16 protein-coding genes are annotated in these 26463 nt (G+C 37.8%); 4 read left to right on the top strand and 12 right to left on the bottom strand.

What is annotated here, in order from left to right:
• The 4 genes from PKC55_RS16430 to PKC55_RS16415 form a co-directional block, all read left to right on the top strand.
• Positions 1 to 2930, top strand: a 2930-nt coding sequence (locus PKC55_RS16430) for a SusC/RagA family TonB-linked outer membrane protein (protein ID WP_324373581.1), incomplete at its 5' end; no start/stop codon positions are given.
• A 12-nt stretch (positions 2931 to 2942) separates the two neighbouring features.
• Positions 2943 to 4586, top strand: a complete 1644-nt coding sequence (locus PKC55_RS16425) for a RagB/SusD family nutrient uptake outer membrane protein (protein WP_283687731.1) — start codon at positions 2943 to 2945, stop codon at positions 4584 to 4586.
• Between the two features lie 128 nt (positions 4587 to 4714).
• The gene (locus PKC55_RS16420) at positions 4715 to 7342 is read left to right on the top strand and encodes a glycosyl hydrolase 2 galactose-binding domain-containing protein (protein WP_324373580.1); all 2628 of its coding nucleotides are present in this window, start codon (positions 4715 to 4717) and stop codon (positions 7340 to 7342) included.
• 230 nt (positions 7343 to 7572) lie between these two features.
• Positions 7573 to 8493, top strand: a complete 921-nt coding sequence (locus tag PKC55_RS16415) for an AraC family transcriptional regulator (RefSeq protein ID WP_291128369.1) — start codon at positions 7573 to 7575, stop codon at positions 8491 to 8493.
• A 129-nt stretch (positions 8494 to 8622) separates the two neighbouring features.
• Here the strand turns inward: PKC55_RS16415 and rhaD are convergent, their stop codons facing one another.
• From rhaD to PKC55_RS16355, 12 genes are all read right to left on the bottom strand, one after another.
• Positions 8623 to 9423 carry a rhamnulose-1-phosphate aldolase gene (gene rhaD, locus PKC55_RS16410; RefSeq protein WP_291128370.1) on the bottom strand — a complete coding sequence of 267 codons (801 nt, stop codon included), beginning with the start codon at positions 9421 to 9423 and terminating at the stop codon, positions 8623 to 8625.
• A 10-nt stretch (positions 9424 to 9433) separates the two neighbouring features.
• Positions 9434 to 10462 carry an L-rhamnose/proton symporter RhaT gene (gene rhaT / locus PKC55_RS16405; RefSeq protein ID WP_291128372.1) on the bottom strand — a complete coding sequence of 343 codons (1029 nt, stop codon included), beginning with the start codon at positions 10460 to 10462 and terminating at the stop codon, positions 9434 to 9436.
• Between the two features lie 33 nt (positions 10463 to 10495).
• Complete coding sequence (locus PKC55_RS16400) at positions 10496 to 11755, bottom strand: L-rhamnose isomerase (protein WP_291128375.1); 1260 nt, start codon at positions 11753 to 11755, stop codon at positions 10496 to 10498.
• A gap of 10 nt (positions 11756 to 11765) precedes the next feature.
• Positions 11766 to 13244, bottom strand: a complete 1479-nt coding sequence (locus tag PKC55_RS16395; RefSeq protein ID WP_291128378.1) for a rhamnulokinase — start codon at positions 13242 to 13244, stop codon at positions 11766 to 11768.
• A 128-nt stretch (positions 13245 to 13372) separates the two neighbouring features.
• Complete coding sequence (locus PKC55_RS16390; protein WP_291128381.1) at positions 13373 to 14053, bottom strand: response regulator; 681 nt, start codon at positions 14051 to 14053, stop codon at positions 13373 to 13375.
• A gap of 5 nt (positions 14054 to 14058) precedes the next feature.
• Positions 14059 to 16728, bottom strand: a complete 2670-nt coding sequence (locus tag PKC55_RS16385; RefSeq protein WP_291128383.1) for a DUF4118 domain-containing protein — start codon at positions 16726 to 16728, stop codon at positions 14059 to 14061.
• Positions 16725 to 17300, bottom strand: a complete 576-nt coding sequence (gene kdpC, locus PKC55_RS16380) for a potassium-transporting ATPase subunit KdpC (protein WP_283687723.1) — start codon at positions 17298 to 17300, stop codon at positions 16725 to 16727. The genes PKC55_RS16385 and kdpC overlap by 4 nt, the downstream gene beginning before the upstream one ends.
• 6 nt (positions 17301 to 17306) lie before the next feature.
• Positions 17307 to 19382: a potassium-transporting ATPase subunit KdpB gene (kdpB, locus tag PKC55_RS16375; RefSeq protein WP_283687722.1), complete on the bottom strand. Its 2076-nt coding sequence runs from the start codon at positions 19380 to 19382 to the stop codon at positions 17307 to 17309.
• Positions 19383 to 19395: 13 nt separating this feature from the next.
• Positions 19396 to 21087 (bottom strand): potassium-transporting ATPase subunit KdpA, encoded by a 1692-nt coding sequence (gene kdpA / locus PKC55_RS16370; protein ID WP_291128389.1) that lies wholly within the window; start codon positions 21085 to 21087, stop codon positions 19396 to 19398.
• An 11-nt stretch (positions 21088 to 21098) separates the two neighbouring features.
• On the bottom strand, positions 21099 to 21188 hold the full coding sequence (gene kdpF / locus PKC55_RS16365; RefSeq protein ID WP_006844131.1) for a K(+)-transporting ATPase subunit F: 90 nt from the start codon (positions 21186 to 21188) through the stop codon (positions 21099 to 21101).
• 304 nt (positions 21189 to 21492) lie between these two features.
• The gene (locus tag PKC55_RS16360) at positions 21493 to 23133 is read right to left on the bottom strand and encodes a RagB/SusD family nutrient uptake outer membrane protein (protein WP_291128391.1); all 1641 of its coding nucleotides are present in this window, start codon (positions 23131 to 23133) and stop codon (positions 21493 to 21495) included.
• 73 nt (positions 23134 to 23206) lie between these two features.
• Entirely contained in the window at positions 23207 to 26350 is a 3144-nt protein-coding gene (locus PKC55_RS16355; protein WP_414647306.1) for a SusC/RagA family TonB-linked outer membrane protein, read from the bottom strand.
• Positions 26351 to 26463 lie beyond the last annotated feature (113 nt).

The raw sequence follows: 26463 nt of genomic DNA, 5'->3' as shown, positions 1-26463 counted from the left end.
CTTTGATTGGTGCCAGCGTGTCAGAAAAAGGCACAACAAATGGAACGATGACAGGGGTAGATGGCGATTATAGCTTGACAGTTCCGGCAAATGCTACTCTTGTAATCACTTATGTTGGTTACCATCCACAAGAAGTCGTATTGAAAGGACAAACAATAATGAACTTTACATTAAAGGAAGATTCTCAAGTGCTTGATGAAGTAGTTGTAACAGCATTAGGTATTAAAAAGAAAGAAAAATCTCTAACTTATTCTACTCAAGTTGTCGGAGGTGATGAGCTGACAAGGACTAAGGATCCTAATATGATTACAGCTCTTGCCGGTAAAACTGCAGGAGTTCAAATTAATAGGAGTGCTTCAGGATTAGGAGGTTCAGCCAAAGTTGTTATTAGGGGTAATCGTTCCGCATCAGGAAATAACCAGCCTCTTTATGTAATTGATGGTGTTCCGATGAATAATGCAATTACAGATCAAACTTCTACTTCCATTGGTGGTACTAATGATGCCGGAAATCGTGATGGAGGTGATGGTATATCTAATCTAAATCCAGATGATATTGAATCAATGAATATACTGAAAGGGCCATCAGCCGCAGCTCTCTACGGAAGTCAGGCTGCTAACGGTGTTATCGTTATTACAACAAAGAAAGGAAAAGTGGGACGTACATCGATTAGCTTTAACTCTAATACAACATTTGATAATGCAGCTTATGGTATTCCTGATTTTCAGAATACTTATACCGGAGCAGAAAAGAGTTGGGGAGATAAGATTACAAAAGGTTCAAAGTCCGACTACACGGGGGAATTCTTTAATACTGGAATAACAACCATAAACTCAATTGCTTTAAGTTCTGGGTCGGAAAAAATGCAGACATATTTCTCTTATGCGAATACTTATGGTAAAGGAGTTATTGAGAATAATACTCTGAATAAACACAACTTTAACTTTCGTGAAACAGCAAACTTTTTCGATGATAAACTGACGCTTGACGCTAATATCAATTTATTATATCAAAGGTTAAATAATGGGTCTACACCAGGAGGATATTATATGAATCCATTGGTCGGTCTATACCATTTCCCAAGAGGTGGCGTTCAGGGAGGCGAGTCGTTCGATTATTATAAAAATAATTATCAACGTTTTAACGAAAGTCGCAACCTATATGTACAGAATTGGTATGGTGGATTTTCAGATATGGATCAGAATCCTTATTGGTTAGTGAATAAAACCCCAAGTGAAGATGTTCGATTACGTACTATTGCAAATCTATCTGTAAATTACAAGATAACTAAAGATTTAAATATTCAGGCAAGAGGTACAGCTGATTATATATCAGATAAATATAATCAGAAGATGTATGTAGGGACTCATAACAATCTGGCTGGAGAAAATGGTAGGTATATAACTTACGAAGCAACAATGTTAAGTACTTATGCGGATTTATTAATGACTTATCAGAAAAAATTAAATGATAAATTTTCAGTATCTGCATCCTTAGGTACAAGTGTTACAGATCAACGAAATAAGTCGCTTCGATTAGACTCTCGTCCGAGTACCTTGTTCTTCCCCAATGTATTTACAGTTGCAAACATCGACCTGAATGGAGGTTATATTACAGAAGAGGATTTACATACTCAATCGCAATCTATCTTTTTTGCAGGACAAGTAGGTTTTGCAGATTGTTTATTTCTTGATGTTACAGCTAGAAATGATTGGACTTCCACATTAGCATATACCAAAAGTGTAGATAATGGTTTCTTTTATCCTTCAGTAGGTTTGACATGGGTTATAAATGAAGCTGTTAAGCTACCAGAATTTATTAGTTTTGGAAAAGTCAGAGGTTCTTGGGCTAAAGTAGGAAATGGTTTACCTCCATATATTAGTCATCCAATCAATTCGATAGGAGCTGGTGGGTCTCTAATTCAAAATGGTTATGCCCCATTTACTGAATTGAAACCCGAGATGACAAAATCCTGGGAGTTTGGTACAGAATGGAAATTCTTGAATAACCGAATTGATTTTGATTTTACATTCTACAAAACTAATACAACAAATCAGTTGTTTACGATGCCCGCACCTTCAGGATCAGGTTATTCCTACTATTACATTAATGCAGGAGACATCGAAAATAAAGGTATAGAAATAGTATTAGGAGGTAGTCCGATAATGACGAATGATTTTCTTTGGAAAACTTCAGTAAATTTCGCAAAGAATAGTAATAAGGTTAAAGAACTTGCTGAAGATCTAGATTTCTTTAAGTTTGGAGATCAAAATTCAAATAACTATCAGATGCGTTTATATAAAGGGGGAGCTTTTGGTGATATATATGGTAGAACATTTGCTAGAGACGATAAAGGGAATATCTTGTATAACGATAAAGATCTTCCTTATGCATCAACAGGCGATTTTGAAAAAATAGCAAATAGTGCCCCTAAATTCAATTTAGGTTGGAGTAATACATTCAAATATAAAGACTTCACATTGTATTTCCTTATAGATGGACGTTTTGGAGGCGATGTATTATCAATTACTCAAGCTGATCTTGATCTGTATGGTGTGACTAAAAGGACAGGAGATGACAGAAATATAGGTTATGTAAATTTTGATGGTAAAAAAATTGAAGATGTGAAAGGATTTTATGATGCTGTTGGCGGACGTAGTGGTATTACTGAATATTATGTGGAAAGTGCTACGAATATAAGATTGAGAGAGTTATCTTTTGGCTATAAATTTCCTGCAAAATTATTTGGTAATAAATTTATACGAGGCTGTGAACTTTCATTTGTTGGAAAAAATTTATTCTTTTTTAAAAATAGTGCATCGTATGATCCCGATGCATCTTTATCTACCGGAAATAACTTGCAAGGTATAGATGTTTTTGGCATGCCATCGCTAAGATCATTTGGATTTAATTTAAAATTAGACTTCTAAAATCTAGAAAATATGAAAAAGATATTAAAACATACAATTGTCGGGCTTTTATTATTGGGACTAATCCCGTCCTGTACTGATAATTTTGATGACCTCAATAAAAATAAAATAGGAATAGATGAGGAGCAACTTTCCTATGATTTTAATCAAATAGGAGCTTATTTCCCGGGAATGCAACAAATGATATATTGCAATTTTAACTGGGGTTGGGGAACCGATTGGACTTTTCAGGTGATGCAGAATCTAAACGCGGATATATTTTCTGGCTATCTATGCCCGGCAACAGCCTTTGGTGGTGTTACAAGTGATAACAGAACATATTCCTATAAGCCGGGATGGAGTGATCCTGCTTGGGATTATACATATGCTTATATGATGCCCAGTACCCTTATTGTTAAAAAAGAGTCGGAGAAAGATTATGACTTTTATGGACATTTTGATGCTATCAATAAAATACTAAAGGTAACAGCATTGGCTCGTTTATCTGATATATATGGACCTGTTATCTACTCTACTTATGGAGATTCAAAAACAGGAGGTACATATGATTCTGTTGAAGAACTGTATAAAAATTTCTTTAAAGATCTAGATACAGCTGTTCAAGTACTTAATGCATATGTAAATGCAGAAGAGACTCGTACTGCAAAACCTTTTGCTAAATTTGATATGGCATACGGAGGAGATTATGTTAAATGGATACAATATGCAAATACATTACATCTTCGTTTAGCTATGCGTATTGTTAAAGCTGATCCTAATTTAGCTAAAACAGAAGCAGAGAAAGCTGTAAAAGCGGCATATGGTTTGATAGAAGATAATAGTGGTAATTTTACTATTAGTGGAAAAGGATATTTTCATCCACTTACAGCAATTGCTAAATGGGGAGATACCTCTATAAGTGCTAATGTCGAATCAATTTTATCCGGATATCAAGACCCTCGTTTACAAGCCTATGCTTTACCGGTAAATGCAGGAGAACATATTGGTCAAATAAAAGGAATGCGTCAGGGAATTCATAATTTGGCCGAGAACAAGTATGTACCTGGTGGAGATCCATTGCTTTATAAGATTTCTCCTCCTATTCATATGAATGATAACTCTATGCCTGCAATATTACTGGTTGCCGCAGAAGCAGATTTTCTTCGTGCAGAGGGTGTCTTGAGAGGATGGAATATGGGAGGTGGTACAGCCAAGTCTTATTATGAATCAGGAATAACAAAATCTTTCAGTCAATGGAAAGTTTCTCTTAGCGATTACCTTAATAGTGATAAGCTTCCGGTGGCATTTACGGATCAATTACAACCTGCTACAGAAAGTAGCCCGGCAGTATCTAAAGTTTCTCCAAAATGGGATGATGCTGCAAGTAATGAGATTAAACTAGAAAAAATTATTACTCAAAAATGGATTGCCGGATTTCCTGAGGGATATAATGCTTGGGCTGAATATCGCCGCACAGGCTATCCTAAATTATTCCCTATTACTAATAACACGAGCGGAGGTGCTGTTCCAACAGAAACGGGATTCCGTAGAGTTGAATTCTCTGAATCAGAAGTAAGTGGTAATGCAGAGGGAGTTGCTGATGCAATTAAAAAATTAGGAGGTCCAGATTTACCTATAACTCGTATTTGGTGGGATGTGAACAAAGCCAATTTCTAATCAATTTTAATGTTTTTGGGGATAGAAGAATGCAAGATATAATCTTGCATTCTCTTTCTCAATATTTACAATTTTCTGTATATTTTCATCTACTAAGAAAAACAGATAAATTACTCAAGTCAAATGCCATGATTTACAAAAAACTATTATCAGTATTTATATTACTATGTCTTCTTTTTTCGGCAAACTCTTGCCGTGAACAAGAGGAGAATATACATCAAAAAATTAATCTAGCTACTAACTGGTATATTCAATCGTCTGATAGCATAGAAGGTAAAGGAGACTTTGTATCTAGTTCTCAACAGTCGATAGAGAATTGGTATAGAGCAACAGTTCCATCTACGGTGATGGGTGTTCTTACTGCAAATGGAGTTTTTCCTGATATTTTTGTAGGAGCAAATATTAAAGATATAGATAAAACCCAGTTTGATAAAGCGTTCTGGTATCGTAATGAATTTGCATTGCCTGAGTTGAATAATAATCAGCATGTATCTCTTTGTTTCGATGGAATATCATATTATGCAAATATTTGGTTGAATGGAGAATTAATAGCCTCAAAAGATTCTATATATGGAACATACCGTCATTTCTCTTTTGATGTAACCCCACATGTAAAATCAGATAATAATGTTTTAGCTGTAGAAGTTTTTAGAGCCCGCCCCGGAGATCCTAATACAGGATTTGCCGATTGGAATCCTCGCCCGGCTGACGAAAGTATGGGAATATATAGGGATGTATATCTATCTATAACAGGCAATGTAAGATTGAATAATACATATGTGAAACCTGAGGTAAATACTGAAACGTTAGAGGAAGCGTGGCTTACAATAGAAACTGAAGTTGAAAATCTTACAGATCAGGAAATTTCAGGAGATTTGGTTGGAGAAATAGAATCGAAAGAATTTTCTTATTCGGTTACTTTGGCTCCTTACGAAAAGAAAAAAGTAAAGATAACATCGGTTGAGGCGGCAATGTTACACATCAAAAATCCTCGACTTTGGTGGTGCAATAATATGGGCAGCCCCGAACTTTACAATCTGGACTTAAAATTTAAAACAGATAATACTGTATCAGACAGAGAAGATATAACCTTTGGTATACGTCAAATAGAATCTTATCTGACAAAAGAAGGATATAGAGGTTTTAAACTAAACGGAAAGAACATTTTGCTAAAAGCAGCCGGATGGACAGACGATATATTCCTGCGCGATACTCCTGAGAGTAACGAAATACAGGTGCAGTATGTCAAAGACATGAATATGAACATGATTCGCTTCGAAAGTTTTTGGGGTACAAGCTCTAATATATATGACTTGTGTGATAAATACGGAATAATGGCTGTTGTAGGTTGGAGTTGCCAATGGGAGTGGGAGGCATATTATGGAAAACCATGTGATGAAATGTATGGTTGCATACTCACTGATAAAGAAATCGACCTTATAGCAGAATCCTTCGCCACACAAGTACTATGGTTGCGCAATCATCCGAGTATTATATCTTGGATGCCGGGAAGCGATATGCTTCCTATACCAAAATTGGAAGAAAAATATTTAGCATTCTTGAAAGAATCAGATAACAGAATCTATGTAGGTGCAGCAAAAGAAAGAACAAGCGAACTGTCTGGAAAAACAGGAACTAAAATGGCCGGACCTTATGAGTATGTGGGACCAAACTATTGGTATATTGATACTCTTTATGGCGGTGCATTTGGCTACAATACCGAAACAGGAATAGGAGCACAACTTCCCGTTTTAGAATCGATTAAAAAATTTATACCCGAAGACAAATTGTGGCCGTTAAATGATACTTGGAATTCCCATTGTACGACCTCTACTGCAGCAATGAACTCGTTGAAAGAACTCACAACTGTCATAAATAATAAATACGGACAGGCTAAAAATCTGGAAGATTATCTGATGAAGGCTAATCTTGTCAATTACGATGGCACTCGAGCTATGTTTGAAGCATTTAGAGTAAATATAGGCAAAACCACAGGCATTGTTCAATGGATGCTAAACTCAGCATGGCCATCTTTGTATTGGCAAATGTACGATTATTACAAAGTGCCTACGGCTGCTTATTATTCTGTGAAGAAAGCGAATCTACCGCTTCAGCTAATCTATAATTATGGAAATAATAGTATATATGCCGTTAATGAACAGCTAAAAGATATAAGCGGATACAAGGCTATTGTACAGGTGTTTGATATAAACTCTACCGTTAAAGAGAAAAAAGAAATACCATTAGATATCAGAACAAATACATCTGTCAATATTTTACAACTAGCCCCTCTAAAAGAAAATGTATTTCTTGCTTTAGAAATATTGAATCAGCAAGGTGAGGTGGTCGCTGATAATTTCTATTGCCTATCTTCTAAGCCAGATGAATATTTGTGGGATAAAACCGACTGGGTGCATACTCCTGCTAAAAGTTATGCGGATTTCAAGAGTTTATCTACTTTAAAAACAGTTGAGTTAGATATTCAGACAAACAAGTCAGAAGAGCAGGATAATATAATTTATACTGTAGAGATAAAGAATCCATCAGGTAAAATAGCATTTATGGTAAATCTGAAATTAAAGGATAACAGAGGAGTGATGATTACCCCTGCTTTCTGGTCCGACAATTATATAAGTATATTACCCGGACAAAAGAAAATCCTGGAATGTAAGGTAAATAAAGGCTCTATTAGTAACAATAATATAAAATTGGATATTAAAGGATGGAACAGCCCGTTGTTGGAGGTTAATATTTAAGGCGCAATTGAATGTAAATTGAAAAACCACGATTATTCGAGAGAACCCTAAAAGCTATCAACTTTTAGGGTTTATTTATATACATGGGGTTCTGATACATTAGACAAATTGATATATAGATTGTAAGAAATGATATTTTTACCATTATTCATACTTAAATGTGCCTCAATCTAAATGTTTTGCTTTTAATTTGTACTCATAATCTTTGCCTTATTCTTTTTTGATATTACATGAAAAATTCAATTCATCTGAAATATTTAATAGTGAATGAAAGCGACCAGCTTTGGGGCCTGACAATTAATTCTGTGGGGTATCAGTCTATTACGCCTCAGACGGTATACCCTCCAAGAAATCATCCTACACACTACTTGTTTTCAACAGAAAGGGGGCGTATTCTGGATGAATATCAGTTATTATATATAACAAAAGGAAATGGCAAATTTATTTCTAATAGCATCGAAACAAAAAAATTCCAATCGGTAAAGGACGGAACTATATTTTTACTGTTTCCCGGAGAGTGGCATAATTATATGCCGGACAAGAACACCGGTTGGGACGAATATTGGATTGGTTTTAACGGAATAAATATTCATAACAGGGTTGCTAATGGATTTTTCAATCAAAAGAAACCAATTTTTCAGGTCGGCTTAAACGATCAGATAGTAGCTTTATACAAACAGGCAATTGAAATAGCAGCAGAACAAAAATCAGGGTTTCAACAAATGTTGGCTGGAATAGTCAATCACTTGTTAGGGTTGGCATATTCTTTAGATAAGAATTATTCCTATGAAGGTTCCGAAGTTATAAATCACGTAAACAAAGCAAAAATACTGATTCTTGAAAATTTCAGAGATATAAAACCGAAGGATATTGCAAACGAATTGAATATGAGCTATTCCAGTTTTCGTAAGGTTTTTAAAGAATACACAGGATTTGCACCTTTGCAATATATTCAGGAACTAAAAATACAAAAGTCGAAAGAGCTATTGACAAATACCGCTATTCCTGTGAAAGAAATCGCTTATCTGATGGGATTTGAAAATCAAGAGTATTTTTTTACTGCATTCAAAAAGAAAACAAATATTACTCCCTTAGAGCATAGAAGATTTACTCAGGGAGTATGGGAAGATAAAACGAATAATGGGTTTTAGCCTTCGACCTGTCATAATAATCCTTGTATCATTTTTTTATCCCTTAAAATAGAATCCATCCAGATTTTTCTTTTTCATATTGTTATGTAAGAAAGTCCGGATGGATTCATTATTAGTCTTATAGCTGTATCAAATCTGTATATTAAAAGGTTCTATCAGGCCTTTTATTTGTTCTTTGGTTAATCCCTCAGGTGTGTATCCGCAAGTTTTGGCAAATGCATATATCTGTGCCGATTTCGAAAGTGTGTCAATCAAATCGAACGTATCTGTCAGATTCTCACCCACGGCAAATACTCCATGCTTTTCCCAAATTACAATATCATGTTTATCGAGTACAGGAAGTGTTATCTGCGCTATAGCGGTAGTTCCGGGTACTTCGTAAGGCACAAGACCTATACCTCGAGGTACAACGATAAACGTTTCAGGGTGCATTCCCCATAATAGATCGTTCAAAGCCTCGCTGCTTTTCAGCTCAGGAATGTGAGACAATGCAATAAGGTCTGTTGGATGAGTATGTAATACCAACCTGTTCTTTGATCCTTGTTTCTTGAATGAAGATAAAATAGAAAAATGTGAGGCTAACTCGGATGTCGGTTTTACGTTTTCTACTGCGATAACATCATAAGAGTTGCCATCTTTTGAAACTCTCACGATAGAGCCATTTTTTAATGGGTCTTTTGCCACATCTCGCATTCGTTTTCCTGTTCCTGTTACGTAGAAAAAGTCACCGGACAATTCTATCATATTCTTAGGAAGCTGAAAACTAGACAAAGGCGGTATGTCTTTGTTTTCATCTCCGACAATATCAGTTATATTTATTGAAATATTTCCGGCATTGCGTTCTGCCCATCCTTTTTGCCACAGATAACCCGCAATTTCGGCTACTTCATCAAGCTGTTCTTTCAGCTTATCGTTAATATTAAAAATCATTTTCTATTATTTAAAGTTGTGGATAAATTATCGAAAATATCAAAATCGCTAGTCCTGTTACAAGTATTACAATCGTCTTTTTCTTTACACCTTGCCATTCTTTGAGTATGATACCCCAAATATTACTAAACAAGACATTGAGCGACATCAGGATGCTCCACGAAAAAGCCATCATAACACTTCCCGGCTCGAAGAAGCTTTGTCCTACTCCTAATCCGAAAAACTGAGAATACCATAATAGCCCTGCCAATGCGCAGAATAGAAGATTATTAATCCAGTTGGATGCTGCGATTGTCGTATAATCTTTGAAACTCTTATTCTTATAGTTTTGGAACAAGCAGTAACATGCATTTGTAACAAATCCTCCAATAGTGACAAGTAATATAATGGGGTTCAAAGTCAACAAGCTTTCTGAGCCCAATGAGAGGATGTGAGCCTTAATAGGTGCCCCGGCTTCGAGTCCTAGATTGAAGCAGGCACTCATTACTCCGGCTAATATTGCAATGAGTAAACCTTTCTTTAAGGCAAAATCTTTTACAGCTTTTTTCTTTTCATCCTCACTCATGTTGCTCGACTTCAATGCACCGGCATACCCGATAACGGCTATCCCTGCAATGGCAATACTCACTCCGGTAAGTAGAACCAATCCTTCGCCACTAAACAGATCTTGCCCTTTGAGCAAAGCCGGAATTAACGTTCCGAATGCCGAACATGTACCCAAAGCGAGAGACTGCCCTAAAGCAATTCCCAGATAACGCATACTCAGACCAAATGTTAAACCTCCAATTCCCCAAAGAATTCCATAGCCGACAGATTTATAAACAGCGACGCTTTCCTGTAAATAAACATCGAAAAGGGACAGCCCGTCCGGCATCGCCAGGAGTGCTCCGACAAAAGGAAAAACAAACCAAGCAAAAATACCTTGTATCAGCCAAAAACACTCCCATGACCAATTTTTTACTTTATTGATCGGAACATAAGAACTGGACTGCCCCAAGCTCCCTATTGCAATTATAACCAAACCTATTATTGTATTCATACTAAGAATGCTTTTTTCGCTTTACAGATATTTTCATATCCTTTTAGCTGTTACATCTTTTTCATATTGTTGTACTTCCCTAATATAGTTTTCTCCTACAGCGATGTTATTCTTGAGACAGAAATAGTCCCAAACAGCATTCCAAGGCAGAGCTTTAGCTTCTTCAAGAAGTGCAAGACGTTCAAAATATTGTCCGTTGGCTTCGTAGTCCCGTAATGTTGCTATTGGCTCAAGCAAAGCTTGTAATAGAGCTTTTTGTGTGGCTCGTATGCCGATGACGTATGCGCCTATACGGTTGATAGATGCATCGAAGAAATCGAGACCTATATGTACACGATTCAATGCATCTGCCCGGATAATTTCTTTTGCCAGTTCGATAACATCATCATTCAGTATAACTACATGATCCGAATCCCAGCGAATAGGACGACTTACGTGTAGCATTATCTCGGGAGTATATAATAGTAATGATGAGATTTTGTCTGCCACATTTTCGGAAAGATGGAAGTGACCTGTATCTAATGTTACTATTTTTTGTTTCTTTGCTCCATAACCCAGGTAGAAATCATGAGAGCCTACTGTATAACTTTCCAGTGCAATACCAAAAAGTTTAGATTCTAGACAATCTTTCATATTGAGATATTCTGTCGCAAAGATCTCATCTAATGATTGTTCCAATATCTGACGATATTTGTAGCGGTTTACTGTCAGGTCTTTCATACCATCATGTATCCACAAGTTCATTATACACGGATCGTTTTGGAACTTACCCATTTCCTCAGCCACAGCACGACAACGCTTTGTATGTTCAATCCAGAAGTCGCGAATAGCTTTGTCAGGATTCGCAAGTGTTAAATCTCCGCTTTTAGGATGACCGAATGAGGTAGAGTTGAAATCCAGTTTTAAAGAATTTTCTGTAGCCCATTGCATCCAACCCGTAAAATGAGAAGGTTCGACCTGATCTCTGTCTACTGCTTTATTGCCAAATTCGCCATATATCTCATGTAAGTTTAAACGATGGTTTCCTCCTACTAGGGTTAATACTTTTTCAATATCGGAACGTAACTCGTCAATATTACGAGCTTTACCGGGATAATTTCCCGTAGCCTGAATACCGCCGCCTCCTACATTTGTCAGATTCTCAAACCCCGTTACATCGTCAGCCTGCCAACAGTGAATAGAGATTGCAACATCTTGTAATGTCTTAATTGCAGCTTCTACATCAACGCCTATTTCCGAATAGCGTTCTTTTGCTATTTCAAAAGACTTTAATACTAATTCATTTTTTTTCATGGTCACTTCTTTATTTTTCTATTAATTTCAAAAATTTTTCGTAAGCGTTATTCCACAATTCAGTGTCTTGTGGTTCATAAGATTCAAGGGTAAATGACTCGTTGATTATAGTTCTTATTTCTTTAAGAGACTTTACCAAGCCCAATCCTTTCGCTTGCATCATTATATTTCCTATGGCTGTAGCTTCGTATGGGCCCGCCACAACGGGAAGACCTGTTGCATTAGCTGTAAACTGGTTTAATAATTTATTTTGTGAGCCGCCACCTATAATATGCAGAACTTCGATAGTGTGAGGAGATAATTCACAAAGGCAACTTAATACATATTTATATTTTAAAGCAAGGCTTTCAAAAATACAACGTATAAATTCAGCATCTTCTTTTGGTGTACTTTGTCCGGTGTCGGTACAGAATTTTATAATAGATTCTATCATACTCTCCGGATTAGCAAAGACGGCATCGTCCGGATCAACAAAGCATTGAAAGCCTTTTGCTGTTTTTGCCATTTTTATAATCTCATCGTAAATGTAGGTGCGCCCTAGCTGTTCCCATTCTTTGCGGCATTGCTCCAGCAGCCACATGCCTGTGATGTTTTTTAGAAAACGAATTGTACCTTCAACCCCACCTTCGTTTGTGAAGTTCATTTTATATGATTGCTCATTTATAATGGGCTCATCTACTTCTATGCCCATCAACGACCATGTGCCGGAACTTATATATGCAAATTTTTTATTCTTTGCAGGTATTGAAACAATGGCAGACGCAGTGTCATGACCTGCTACTGCAATTATCGGAATTGGATTTAATCCACACTCTTTAGCTATTGAGTCTCGAAGCAATCCGACTACTTTCCCCGGTTTTATTAGCGGAGGAATGACAGAGGGATGTACTTCAATCGCTTCTAGTAGTTTATTTTCTATCTTTTTTGTTAACGGATTAAGAAACTGAGACGTAGAAGCTATAGTATATTCGCAGGCTTTGTTTCCACTCAAAAGATAAGACAATGCATCGGGAAGAAACAATATCTCTTTTGCAGATTGTAATGCCGCCGATTTTTCCATCTTGGCAGCATACAGTTGGAATAGACTGTTAAAGTTCATGATTTGTATTCCGGTAAGCTTATATACTTCTTCTTTGGGGATGAGTTTGAAGTATTTTTCAGGACTTCTTTCTGTATATGGATCTCGGTAAGAACGAGGAAGATTCAATATTGTTCCGTCTTCGGCCACATAGACAAAGTCGACTCCCCATGTATCTATGCCTATTGCATTAATTGCTATATCCAAAGATGCTGCTGCTCGCATGCCTTCCTTTATGGAGTTGTATATAGAATATATATTCCAGTAGTACTTTCCTTGTATCTGTAATATATCATTGCCAAACCGGGTCAACTCTCGCAATTCCAATTTTCCATTATCAAACGTTCCGAGTATAGAACGTCCGCTAGTTGCTCCCAAGTCAAAAGCTAAAAAGTTGAAAGTGTTATTCATGTTTTAAAATTTCTATTCATCACAAAAGTAGATTATAGAAATTTCAAAAAATTACACAATATGATTTTGATATTTTACAATATGATTTAAATAATGAATAGTGGTAGTTGTAAAGGCGGGGCTTATATTTATAACCCGAACCGATATCCTATACCTGATTCGGTAACTAATAGAGTAGGTTTAGTGGGATTATCTTCTATCTTTTTTCTCAATTGGGCAACAAACACACGCAGATATTGGGTTTGCTCTACATAACCATATCCCCATACTTCTTTGAGGATATACTGATGGGTGAGTACACATCCTTGATTTTTAACAAATAAACTTAGTAATGAGAATTCCGTTGGCGTTAGGTCTAATAATTCATCTTTTTTCTTCGCAATGTGGTTTGCTACATCAACAGAGAGGTCTCCGATCTGAAATATAGGAGTGTCGTTTGCTGTTTGTCCCTGTCTTAGTGATGCTCGTATGCGGGCAAGCAGTTCTCCTGTTCTAAAAGGTTTTGTGAGGTAATCATTTGCTCCCTTATCGAGAGCATGTACAATATCTTCTTCCGAATTGCGTACAGATAAAATAATTATTGGCTTATAGAACCACTCTCTCAGATTTTTCAACACATCTATTCCGTCGATATCAGGCAAGCCCAAATCGAGGATAATAAGTGAGGGTTGGTATGAAGCCGCCATCAGAAGACCCTCTTTACCCGTGCTTGCTTCTATCGTTTTGTATCCGCTTGCCGAAAGAGTTATTTCCAACAGGCGGCGTATTTGAGTTTCGTCGTCTACAATCAGAATTGTATCTGTATTCATCCTGCTTATTCGTTTATGTAAGATATTTTTGTCGGTATTTTTATTGTGAAACGTGCCCCTCCATTCTGCCTGTTTTCTACACTTATTGTTCCTTTATGAGCTTCCACAAATCCTTTAGCAATAGATAGCCCCAAGCCTAATCCCCCTGTTGTTTTATGTTCCGTTTTGAAGAATTTATTGAAAACAAAAGGTAGTGTGTCAGGAGGAAAACCGGGTCCCCGATCCATTTCCTGAATAATCAGATATTCATTATCATAGAAAGATTTTAATCGGATTGATGTTCCAGGGGTTGAGTATTTACACGAATTGTAAACCAAATTATGCAATACCTGTTCCATTAACCCGAAATCGAGTTTGACTAAAGGCATTGTTTGCGGGACAACAATATCCAAGCGGTAAGGTTTCAGTTCGTCTCGTAGATTATCTGTTACTTTGTTAAACAGATCATTCATGTCGCACCAATCGGTATGCAATGTTATCTTCCCTGTTTCGAGACGCGATATATTCAATAGATTCTCTACCAGACGGTTCAGTCGTCCCGATGCTGTTAGTATTTCATTGTATAGCTCCTTCCGTACTTTTTCGGGATGTGAGTCGGCTAGGAGAGTGTCCGATGCTCCCATAATTGTAGCAATCGGAATCCTTAGCTCATGCGATATAGAGTTGAACAGTGTTTTGTACAACTTATCTGATTCGTCAAGCAGATTTGCTTTTTTTGCTTGTTGAGCAAGATCATGATGCTCTAACGTATTCGATATCTGTGTAAGGAATGTATCCCAAAATAGCTCAGTCTCTCCGTTAAATTTCTTTTTAGGTTTTATCGCAACAACTCCCGCTTTCGTTTTCATGCCTTTCAGAGGATAGAAAGTATATTCACTTAAAGAAAGAGTGTCAGTGTATTTTCCTGCCTTTTTCGAATGTTTGAAAACCCATTGTGCAATACTATATTCCGATTCCGTAAAGTCTCCCGGCTTCGCATTTTGTTGTTTTTTCTTTAATCTGCCTTCTCCATCTTGAAGGAGAAAATATGCATCTACGCCAAAATAGTTGTTTATATCTTCTTTAGAAACCTCTAAAATTTTTTTCGTATTTTCTGCATTTGCAAGTTGTTTCGTCAGGTGAAACAAAGCGTTTGTCTTCTCGGCTCTCTTGCGTGTCAATCGTTCCTGCTTCCTTACTTTGGCTGTTAGTGTTCCCGTCACTAATGCTACCGCAAAGAACATACAGAAAGCAAGTAAATCCTCGGGTTGAGTTATCTTTAATGTATATTGGGGTGTTATGAAAAAGAAATCCCATGCTACTGCGCTTACAGCCGAAGCCATCATGATAGGACCTAAGCGGAAAAACATGGATAGGATGAGGATTACAAATAGCAGAATAAAAGATATCGACTGATAGCCGGTCTCCCTAACAATAGGCAAGCAAAGCAAAACAGTAGCCAATACGGCTAGAAAAGCTATGATGTAATGTTTGTATGAGGATGAAAAATCCGGATAAGAAACTAACTTTCTTTTATATTGTTTTGCTTCAAACCCCGGTTCTATAACGTAAATGTCTATTTCTCCACTTTCTTTCAGTAACCGATTTACAAAGTTGTCACGTGAAAATAGTGATGAAAAGAAACTCTGTTTGCCCGATTTACCAATAATAATATGCGTAATGTTTTCTTTATGTGCAATGTCCAGTGTTGTGGAAACAAGATCGCTTCCTGAGGTTATTATTACTTCTGCACCAAACTCTCGGGCAAGATCAATATTTTTAGACAATTGTTCTTGTTGCTCTTCATTTAATACCTGTGTGTTTTCCACATGCAGAGCGACGAGGTCGGCACCCATCGTATATGATAAATTTTTTGCCCATCGTATCAGCTTGGCAGAAGATTTACTTGGCCCTACAAGAACCAGCAGATGCAACCCCGACTTCCACGGACCAGCTATTTGTTTCTGCTGCATGTAAGATTTAAGCTGTTTATCTACCCTGTCGGCAACAAGGCGAAGCGACATCTCACGCAATGCTGTTATATTCCCTTTCCTGAAAAAGTTTTTTGCGGCTTCTCTCGATTCCGGTAATCCGTATATCTTGCCTTCTGCCAAACGGTCGAGAAGAACATTTGGGGTAATGTCTATCAACTCCACATCATCCGCCATTTCAAACAGCTCGTCCGGAATGGTCTCTTTAACGGTTACCCCTGTTATCTGAGCTACTGTATCGTTTCTACTCTCCAGATGTTGGATATTGACAGTAGTATATACATTTATACCATTGTCGAGTAACTCTTGTATATCCTGATAACGTTTTGCATGGCGGCTTCCTTCTGCATTGGTATGTGCAAGCTCATCTACCAAAACCAGATAAGGATGTCTCAAAATAATGGCATCCAAATCCATCTCCTCAAGAGATGTTCCTTTATATTCTATTTTTGTACGGGGGATAATTTCGAGACCTTCTAATAGGGCGCTTGTTTCCGGTCGGTTGTGAGACTCTATATATCCTACCACCACATCAACTCCTTTCGACAAATCTATATGTGCCGTTTGTAGCATCGAATAGGTTTTGCCTACACCGGGTGACATTCCGAAAAATATCTTCAACTTCCCACGTTTCTTGGTTTCCTCTTCCTGATTTATCGAAGTTAAAAGCTTATCAGGATCAGGACGATTTTCTTCCATTTTCATTTCAACTTATCCAGTTCCAAATTTAGCATAAAAACATTTACTCTCTTGCATCCGAATATACCAAATTGAGGTGACTCTGTCAGTTTATCTACCAACATATTTAGTTTTTGTTTTTGTCCTTCCGAAAACCCTCGGGCTTCAGATATACGTTGTATTTGTATCTTTGCTGCCTCGGGCGAGATATGCGGATCTAATCCACTAGCTGAAGCGAATAACAAATCTGCCGGGACGATGGTTTCATTAGATAATTTATTCTTTGTTGTGATGTCTGTTTTTCGCAATTGCACAAGTTCGTATAGCTTCTTACTTGTCAGGCTGAGGTTCGAACCTCCCGATGCCAGCGTATTATAATCTGTCGCTGATGGTCGGGGATTGAAATAGATCACTGTATCTGTTTTTTGACCAATTAGTTCACTACCTCGCAATATACCGTTGACTTCAATTAATGATCCATTTGCCTTTGACGGAAAAGTTAATTGAGCAATTCCGGTTATGAACAAAGGATAAATAACGCCTAAAAGTAGAGTCATTATTCCCAATATTTTTAATGATATAATTAATTGACTTTTCATTTTTGTTCAGAATATTTGTAATAACATATCTATTAGTTTGATTCCAATAAATGGTGTTGCAATACCACCAAGCCCATAAATACAAAGATTACGTAGCAAAGACTTGGATGGTGATTCAGCTCTGTATTTTACTCCTTTCAGAGCCAGAGGTATCAGAAATATAATTATAAGAGCATTGAATATAATTGCACTTAAAATTGCATTTTCGGGAGAAGACAAACTCATAATATTCAATACAGATAAAGCTCCTCTACCTGATATTCCGGCATATAATGTAACACCTATTGCCGGAATGATTGCAAAATATTTTGCTACATCATTGGCTATACTGAATGTGGTTAACGCTCCGCGGGTCATAAGCAATTGTTTACCTACTTCGACTACCTCTATCAGCTTAGTCGGGTTGCTATCCAGATCGACCATATTTCCGGCTTCCCGTGCAGCCTGTGTGCCGCTACTCATAGCTATGCCAACATCCGATTGGGCAAGAGCAGGAGCATCATTTGTGCCATCACCGATCATTCCCACCAGATGACCGTTGGATTGCTCTTCTCTTATCTTTCTAAGTTTATCTTCCGGCTTTGCTTCAGCCAAAAAATCATCTACTCCGGCTTCTGCTGCAATGGCGGCAGCGGTTAACGGGTTATCTCCGGTAATCATCACTGTTTTTATTCCCATTTTTCGTAATTGGGTAAAGCGTTCTTTAATCCCCCCTTTCACAATGTCCTTCAGGTGTATAATACCTAACACCTTGTTATCCCTTGCTACTATCAGAGGAGTGGCTCCCTGTTGTGACAACTCATCTGACTCCTGTTTTATATCTTCAGGGAAGAAGCCGTTATTATTAAAAACGAAAGAACGTATCGCATCTACAGAGCCTTTTCTTATTTTTTGTATCTTGCCATCAACAGTTATATCTACACCACTCATTCGGGTTTGTGCGGTGAAAGGGATAAATTCCGCTTCTATTCCCGCAAGGTCACGCCCCCGAATATTAAACTTCTCTTTAGCCAAAATGACAATCGAACGACCTTCGGGTGTTTCATCACTCAGAGAAGATAGTTGTGCCACATTGGCTATTTCATTTAGGCTTACACCTTCGGCGGGAATAAAATTGGTCGCCATACGATTTCCCAAAGTGATTGTTCCTGTTTTATCTAGCAACAACACATCCACATCACCTGCGGCTTCTATTGCACGTCCGCTAGTCGCTATTACATTATGCTTCATAAGTCTGTCCATACCACTTATACCAATTGCGCTCAGCAATCCTCCGATAGTGGTAGGAATGAGACAGACCAAAAGGGCAATTAGTACGGGCAAGCTCAAATTGTTTGATTGCGGTAGCCCTGATTCATGTAGACTATAACCGAAAAAAGAAGGTAGTGTGGCCACTGCAAGAAGAAAAACAATAGAAAGTCCCGAAAGTAAAATAGTCAAGGCAATCTCGTTTGGTGTTTTCTGCCGTTTCGCTCCTTCCACTAATGCGATCATCCTGTCGATAAATGTATTTCCGGCATCGGAAGTTATTCTAATAATAATCTTATCGCTTAATACCTTTGTTCCTCCCGTTACTGCATTTCGGTCACCTCCGCTTTCTCTGATTACAGGAGCTGATTCTCCTGTTATTGCCGACTCATCTACGGTTGCTATTCCTTCTATCACTTCGCCATCGGATGGAATAATATCTCCGGTTTCGCAGATTACAACATCATTTTTTTTCAAATTTTCGGCAGCTACAATTTCTTCCCTTCCATCTTTCAGAAGGCGGGCTTTAGTCCGGGAACGATTGGCTTTCAGACTCTCAGCCTGAGCTTTGCCTCTTCCTTCGGCAATAGCTTCCGAGAAATTAGCGAATAAAACAGTTATCCATAACCATATTGCTATTTGTAAGTTGAAAGTAGAGAATACTCCGTCTATCGTTCCTTTCAAAACAATGATGGTTGTAAGTAAAGCTCCGATAGCAACAATAAAGATAACCGGATTTTTGATTAATAAATTCGGATTTAATTTGATAAAGGACATTTTGATAGCCTCTATCAATATCTTTTTATCTAAGAAACTATTATTTTGACTTTTCATTATTCTGTTGTTTTTAAAATAGAACTCCGTTTTGCATTAGGATATGGTCTACTATTGGCCCTAACGATAAAGCAGGGAAGAATGTCAGACCTCCAACGATGATAATAATTGATATAAGTAATCCAACAAACAATAGATTATCAGTTCGGAACGTCCCTTGAGACACCGGGATGATTTTCTTTTCAGCAAGACTTCCTGCTATCGCAAGCACAGGAATGATAATACCGAACCGTCCGATAAGCATTCCCAAAGCTATTAGGAGATTATAGAAAATGGTAGATGCATTGAGTCCGGCAAAGGCACTACCATTATTGCCTGCGGCAGAAGTAAAGGCATACAGTATTTCTGATAATCCGTGCGAACCGCCATTATTCAGGCTCGACAGTCCTTGCGGAATAGAACATGCAATAGCTGAAAATAATAGAATAACAATAGAAGGGCTAAGTATTGCTATAAGAGCCATTTTCACTTCAAAAGCTTCTATTTTTTTACCCAAATACTCAGGAGTACGGCCAACCATAAGGCCTGCGATAAATACAGTGAGTATAATAAATATGACAATACCGTATAAACCTGCACCAGCTCCGCCATAAATGACTTCGCCCAATATCATATTTATCATGGCTACCATTCCCGAAAGAGGAGTGAGGCTGTCATGCATAGCATTAACCGATCCATTGGATGCAGCAGTTGTGACTGTTGACCACAGCACACTATTTGTTATTCCAAAACGGGTTTCTTTCCCTTCCATATAAGCCATATTGTGCCAAACGTCCGATTGGTGAAATTCGGAATATAAAGAGACAAAAAGGCCTGCTCCCAATAAAATAAACATAGCTGCAAATATCGCCCAGCCTTGTTTTTGTGATTTCACCATTTTTCCGTAAGTGTATGTCAAAGCCGCAGGGATAAGCAAAATGGATAAAAGTTGCAGAAAGTTGGAAAAAGGTGTTGGGTTTTCAAACGGATGGGCACTATTTGTCCCGAAGAAGCCTCCTCCATTAGTTCCCAACTGTTTGATCGCAATTTGAGATGCTGCGGGACCTTGTGGTATAACTTGTGTATTTCCTTGCAGGGTTGTGACATGGGTGTAACTATCAAAATTCTGGATTACTCCTTGTCCGGCCAATAAGACTGCAAGTAGGATGGATAAAGGCAGTAAGATATAGAGTGTAGAACGGGTAATATCTACCCAAAAATTACCAAGGACATCTGTTGTCTTCCCTTTTATTCCACGTATTAGTGCAGTCAAAACAGCAATCCCTGTTGCTGCGCTTAAGAAGTTTTGCACTGTAAGTCCTATCATTTGGCTGAAATAGCTCAGCCCTGTTTCGCCTGAGTATGATTGCCAATTGGTATTGGTTATAAAGCTCACCGAAGTGTTAAATGCAGTATGCCAATTCATATTACCTGTCTGCTGAGGATTTAATGGTAGCCATTGCTGAGTAACTAATACTAAGAATAAGAAGATAAATCCTATCAGGTTAAATAGTAACAATGCCATGGTGTATTTCTTCCAATTCATTGATAGGTTTGTATCTACTCCGCATATTTTGTATATTAACTTCTCTGGTTTGCTAAATATCGGAGTTAATATATTTTTCTCTCCATTTAATACTTTGGCCATAAATGAACCCAATATAGGTGTCAACGCTATAAGCAAAAATAGAAAAAGGAAGATTTGTATATAATCATTGATTTCCATATCAATTATCATTAAAATTTTTCGGGTTTTATTAATACATAAATGAGATATCCTAGAATGAGGATAGCTATAATTGCTCCGATGATATAAGTTATTTCCATATTTTATATTCTTTTTAAGTACGATACAAAGCTATAGTGAAAGTTGTAAGGATTTTGTAAAGAAAATAGATGCGGCATAAAGATTTTATAAAGATTTTGCCGAGTCTTGTGAAGTTCCTATAAGGTCGTTGGGTAGGGTAGAGTAGAGGTGTTTCCGAATTGAGTTTCGGATTTAAAATAAAACAAGACAATAGTCGAAAATATTATTTTCTCGTATTGTCTTGCTTGTTAAATTATTGAAGAGCTTGTTTTTCGATAATATCTAATAAATGTCAATCGATAATATTGCTCTTGTTCAAAAAGATCATTGATATCCTTTATTCTGTGTCAGCTTACCATTCGATTTGGTAACTTGAACTGCCGGATAAGGAAATACCATCATATAATCCTGATATGGATTCTTTATCTTATAATCTTGATAGTCTGCGATTTCAAATGTTGATTCAGGGTTCGCGCGATTAGCATATTTACGTACACGTGGATGAGAATTCAACTCTTTGTTAGCTAAAGCCTTAATAGTGGCATTTGAAGAGCGATTCCAGCGTTTCAAATCGAATAGGTGGTCTGTGAATTCAAAGGCCAGCTCACAACGACGCTCATGATACAAATCAGCCATTGTTGGTGTATGATCGAGAAGGGCAAGATTTGATCTTTGACGTACCGCATCAATATCCTTTTTGGCTTTATCCGCCTGATTGGTCATCAGATAAGCCTCGGCACGGAATAGAAGCATTTCGGCAAAGCGGATAAGTGGAAAATTGATACGGGCAGTAGGCCAGTCTCCACTTGTATTCACATAACCGGCTTCAGACGCATTTGCATATTTGAACGGATCCATGTATTTATTGATCATAAACCCGGCTTCTATATCTGATGTTGAGTAGAATTTGCGAGTTGTACCCCAGAACTCGAACTCCTGATTGTATTCAAGGATAGAACGTTTCAGACGATCGTTTCCTACTCCATCTTTCAACATTTCTTCGTAAATATCGTATGATGGTTTGTTCTGTCCCCAACCATTAAAGATACCCCAACCTTTGTTTTCGAGAACAACTCCGGGAAACTCACTGCCACCACCGTTTGCTCCACCATCCGAAGGAATAGACCAGATATATTCACTATTCCAGAATTTAGAAAAATCGGAAGAAAATACTTCGGCGAATGTAGGAGCTAGTGCACGTCCGTAATTTGTTTCCAACGAATTTACCATATCTATTACATTCTTCCATTGAGTTTCGTCCCATGTTGCCCAATAAGCATAAACCTTAGCTTTGTAAGCCACTGCAGCAGCCTGATGTGCACGACCTTTGTCTTCGTCGGCGTATGCCTCAAATTTTGGAAGATAAGTGATTGCTTTGTCCATATCCTCAATAATGTACTTGTAGTTGTCTACAACAGATGCTTGTTGCGGAGGGATAGAGTTATCATAACCGCTCGGAAAATCTTCGTAGCGAACAAATGGTGCTCCCTGTTCGTTGGTACCATATCTGTATGCCATAACGAAGTGAGACATTCCACGCATAAAATATGCTTCACCCAGGCTTCGTGTTTCGATACTGCTTAGGGTTGTACTCTTTTGTTTTTTCAATAGCTCCTGAATTACCCAGTTGGAATAAGCAATATTTTCATAAAATAGAGTGAAGTTATTGTTCAAAGGGCTTTCGTCTCCCGTATAAGCAAAAGTAGCCAGTGTAGGAAAACCACGTGTACGTCCCCAAACGATGTCGCATGCAGCGCCTTGTTCCCAAAACAGGTCACGACCATATGATGTTTCTCTGTGAAGAGGTTTATATAAAGCTGTTATTGCATCTATAGCCTGCTGGTCGTTCTTAAAGTAAGAAGTGGTAGTAGGATTCCCTTCCGATTGAACATCCAAAAAGTCGGAACAGGAACTAAAAGCCAGAACAAATAAGACTAATGCAATTATAATTTTTTTGCTATCCATATACGTTGATTATTAATGCAAATCTGTAATTAGAATGATCTGCCGGTTTATTTAATTAGTATTGAATATTATTTTAATATGTAAGTTTTACTCCTAAAGATAGAACTCTGGATACCGGGTATTTAATTGCATCCCATCCTCCTGTTTCAGGGTCCATTCCTGAGTAGTTGGTGAATGTATACAAATTCTCTCCACTCACATAAACAGACATATTGCTGTTGCGTTGGGCAAGGTGAGATGATTTGCGTAGTATGCTGCTCAAGTCATAAGAAATAGTCAAGTTCTTGAAGCGCACATACGAAGCATCTTCCAAATACCAATCTGACGCAGTAGCAAAGTTACCGTTAGGGTCTGATTTTGATAAACGAGGTATATTTGATGATGTGTTTGTCGGACTCCATGCATTCAATATTTCGTTTGAGCGGTTAAAGTTGCCTTCAACATCACTCAAAGTCATGTATTTACCTACGTATAACGATTGTGCACCTCCTACACCCTGAAACATAGCACTCAATGATACTTTCTTGTAAGTGAAGCCCAATGTTAAAGCAAATGTTGTTTTAGGTATTGCACTTCCACAATATTGACGGTCGGCAGTGTTGATTACTCCATCATTATTATAGTCTACAAACTTCAAGTCTCCCGCTACAGCATTTGGTTGAATACGTTTTCCGTCTTTATCTACATACGCTGCAGCTTCTGCATCGCTTTGGAAAATTCCGTCTGTCTTTATTAAGAAATAAGAATTCAAAGGCTGTCCTTGCGCAGTTTGATACAAATAAGGAAGATTCCGGAATGTAGTATTATCTGTCCATACCCCCGGTGTTCCGTCTGCATTTTTCACACCTATATCAGATACCCAGTTTCTCAAAGTCGAGAAGTTGCCTGACACGAAGTAAGACATATCTTTGTTGATATGGTCAGCCCAGTTGGCCTGTATTTCAAATCCTCTATTACGCACTTCTCCCTGATTGACTTTCATCGCTTGTAACCCCATTGTTGTAGGCCAATCCATCGATTGAGTTTGAATCAGGTTGAAGGTTCTTTTGTCAAAATAATCGAGTGATAGGGCTAAGCGATCTCTAAACATACTGACATCTAAACCAAAGTCGGTTTGTTCAGACGTTTCCCATGTTAGGTCGGGATTAATAGCCAGATTTTTATATACGCTTGTACCCCATTTGCCGCCAGCAGTCACTCCATATTGCCCTGAATTGTTATCTGTGTTTTCCTCTTTTGTGAGGATTAGTGATTTGTAATTCATAATTACCGATGATATATTACCTACACGTCCCCATGATGCTCGTACCTTGAGTAGGCTTAGAAGATCTGTTTTCTTAAAGAACTTTTCGCTCGAAATTTTCCAGGCCAGTGTTGTTGCAGGAAAATCACCGTAATTGTTTTCTTTTGGTAAACGTCCGGCATAGTCGCGACGCCACGATCCGGTTACAAAGTATCTATCGTCGTAAGAATAAGCTAACCGTGATATAAGCGAGACATTCGCATCGGGGCCATTCAGATAATCTTTAGCTGTTGTAGATCCTGCAAAAGCAAGATATTGTAAGAAATCCGATTCGTCGGCAAATCCAGTTCCTGATACACTAAATCCACGTTGGTCGTAGTGATCGGCAGTAGTAGACAGGAGTCCACTTACCGAATGTTTGCCAAATATTCCGTCATAAGTTAGTGTGTTTTCTGTTTTCCACTGATCCGAGCGATAAGTAGATTCGTTCAGGGTATTTGACATGTTTGGTTTACCTACTTCATCACGGATAGGTGTGAAATTCTTATAGTAATTACTTGCCAAATTATATGAAAAGCGGCTGGTAAACTTTAGTCCATCTATTATGTTCGCAATTTCAAGAGTTGTATTTGTCCATGTATTGCTTGTTTTGTTGTAATTATTATCAGCAAGTAGTAAGCGAACAGGGTTAATGGCGTCTCCGTGAATATCAGCAAAGTTTGAACCATATTTTGCAATATAAGCAGGGTCTTCAGTCGTAACTCCACCATAAGATCCGTCTAAAGGATTATAGACTGTAGCACTACGAGGCATATATAGTGCAGAAAGTATAGCTCCCGAATAAGCGCTTCCTGTATCAATTCCTCGACTTTGTGTATTTTTCCAAACAAAATCTTCAGAAATTGTTACCCACTTATTCAGCTTCATACTTGCATTGTAGCGGAAATTTATTGATTTGTTGAAAGTATTGATCAATGTTCCCTGATCGTTGTCATAAGAAAATGATATACGGTTTTTAAAGCTTTCCGTTCCTACATTCAATGCTACATTGTGACGTTGATATGGGGCTGTTCTGAAAATTTCATCCATCCAATCGGTTCGTGTGGTCCCTACATATGGGTTGCGGCTAATATCCCAACCAATAGGTAATGTGAGACCTGCATTACTGTAAGAGGTTTTACGCATTTCTATTTGCTGTTCTGCCGTTAAAGATTGAAGGAGATTAGTAGCCTGACGTGTACCGAATATACCTTCATACGAAAGAGATGGTTCGCCTTTTTTTGCTTTTTTTGTGGTAACCAAAACCACTCCACCTGCTCCCGATTGAGCTCCGTAAATGGCAGCTGATGCAGCATCCTTAAGCACAACAATAGATTCAATGTCATTCATTGAAGCGATAGGCATTCCCGGAACGCCATCTACTACCCAAAGTACGTTGTCTCCGTTTTGAGATCCTTGTCCACGAATTACGATATTAGGAGTAGAAGTAGGGTCTCCACCATTTGAGCTAATGGTTACGCCGGCCAATTGACCTTGAAGCATATTCTCGGTAGAGCTTACGGGACGAACGGTTAATTCATCAGCATTACTGATAACACCTACCGCAGCAGATAAATCCTGTTTGCGAGCATTGCTTCCATAACCTAGTACTACAACCTGATCTAGCGACTGGGCATTTTCAGTAAGGGTTACGTTAATAATTCCAGCATCAGCAACACGCTCCACTGTTTCATATCCAATGAATGAATAGCGTATAATAGACTGTTTGTTAGGAACGTCTAATGTATACTTCCCATCCAAGTCTGTAATTGTACCTATGGTTGTCCCTTTTACAGACACACTCACACCCACTAAGGGTAATCCTTCTGAGGATACAGTTCCTTTTACTTGCGTACTTTGTGCCCATACGCTCTGCGAGGAAATGGACATAAAAGTAAGAAACATGAAAATTTTAAATAAATACTTCTTTAACATAAATTTTGCTTTATATTTAAATTATCTCAAATTGCAGAGGCAAAAATAGATGTTAAGCCAAAAGAGATAGACAATATTATATTAAGTATTTATTAATTATTTCTTACAGAATA

The sequence above is a fragment of the Dysgonomonas sp. genome, assembly GCF_035323175.1.
Classification (GTDB): Bacteria; Bacteroidota; Bacteroidia; order Bacteroidales; family Dysgonomonadaceae; genus Dysgonomonas.
Note: the sequence above shows the minus strand (reverse complement) of the source record. Positions and strands in the feature narration are given on the sequence as shown.

Excerpts from the sequence above, each read along its gene's own strand:
- PKC55_RS16425 (WP_283687731.1), top strand. The coding sequence starts at position 2,943 with ATGAAAAAGATATTAAAACATACAATTGTCGGGCTTTTATTATTGGGA.
- PKC55_RS16420 (WP_324373580.1), top strand. The coding sequence starts at position 4,715 with ATGATTTACAAAAAACTATTATCAGTATTTATATTACTATGTCTTCTT.
- PKC55_RS16415 (WP_291128369.1), top strand. The coding sequence starts at position 7,573 with ATGAAAAATTCAATTCATCTGAAATATTTAATAGTGAATGAAAGCGAC.
- rhaD (WP_291128370.1), bottom strand. The coding sequence starts at position 9,423 with ATGATTTTTAATATTAACGATAAGCTGAAAGAACAGCTTGATGAAGTA.
- rhaT (WP_291128372.1), bottom strand. The coding sequence starts at position 10,462 with ATGAATACAATAATAGGTTTGGTTATAATTGCAATAGGGAGCTTGGGG.
- PKC55_RS16400 (WP_291128375.1), bottom strand. The coding sequence starts at position 11,755 with ATGAAAAAAAATGAATTAGTATTAAAGTCTTTTGAAATAGCAAAAGAA.
- PKC55_RS16395 (WP_291128378.1), bottom strand. The coding sequence starts at position 13,244 with ATGAATAACACTTTCAACTTTTTAGCTTTTGACTTGGGAGCAACTAGC.
- PKC55_RS16390 (WP_291128381.1), bottom strand. The coding sequence starts at position 14,053 with ATGAATACAGATACAATTCTGATTGTAGACGACGAAACTCAAATACGC.
- PKC55_RS16385 (WP_291128383.1), bottom strand. The coding sequence starts at position 16,728 with ATGAAAATGGAAGAAAATCGTCCTGATCCTGATAAGCTTTTAACTTCG.
- kdpC (WP_283687723.1), bottom strand. The coding sequence starts at position 17,300 with ATGAAAAGTCAATTAATTATATCATTAAAAATATTGGGAATAATGACT.
- kdpB (WP_283687722.1), bottom strand. The coding sequence starts at position 19,382 with ATGAAAAGTCAAAATAATAGTTTCTTAGATAAAAAGATATTGATAGAG.
- kdpA (WP_291128389.1), bottom strand. The coding sequence starts at position 21,087 with ATGGAAATCAATGATTATATACAAATCTTCCTTTTTCTATTTTTGCTT.
- kdpF (WP_006844131.1), bottom strand. The coding sequence starts at position 21,188 with ATGGAAATAACTTATATCATCGGAGCAATTATAGCTATCCTCATTCTA.
- PKC55_RS16360 (WP_291128391.1), bottom strand. The coding sequence starts at position 23,133 with ATGGATAGCAAAAAAATTATAATTGCATTAGTCTTATTTGTTCTGGCT.
- PKC55_RS16355 (WP_414647306.1), bottom strand. The coding sequence starts at position 26,350 with ATGTTAAAGAAGTATTTATTTAAAATTTTCATGTTTCTTACTTTTATG.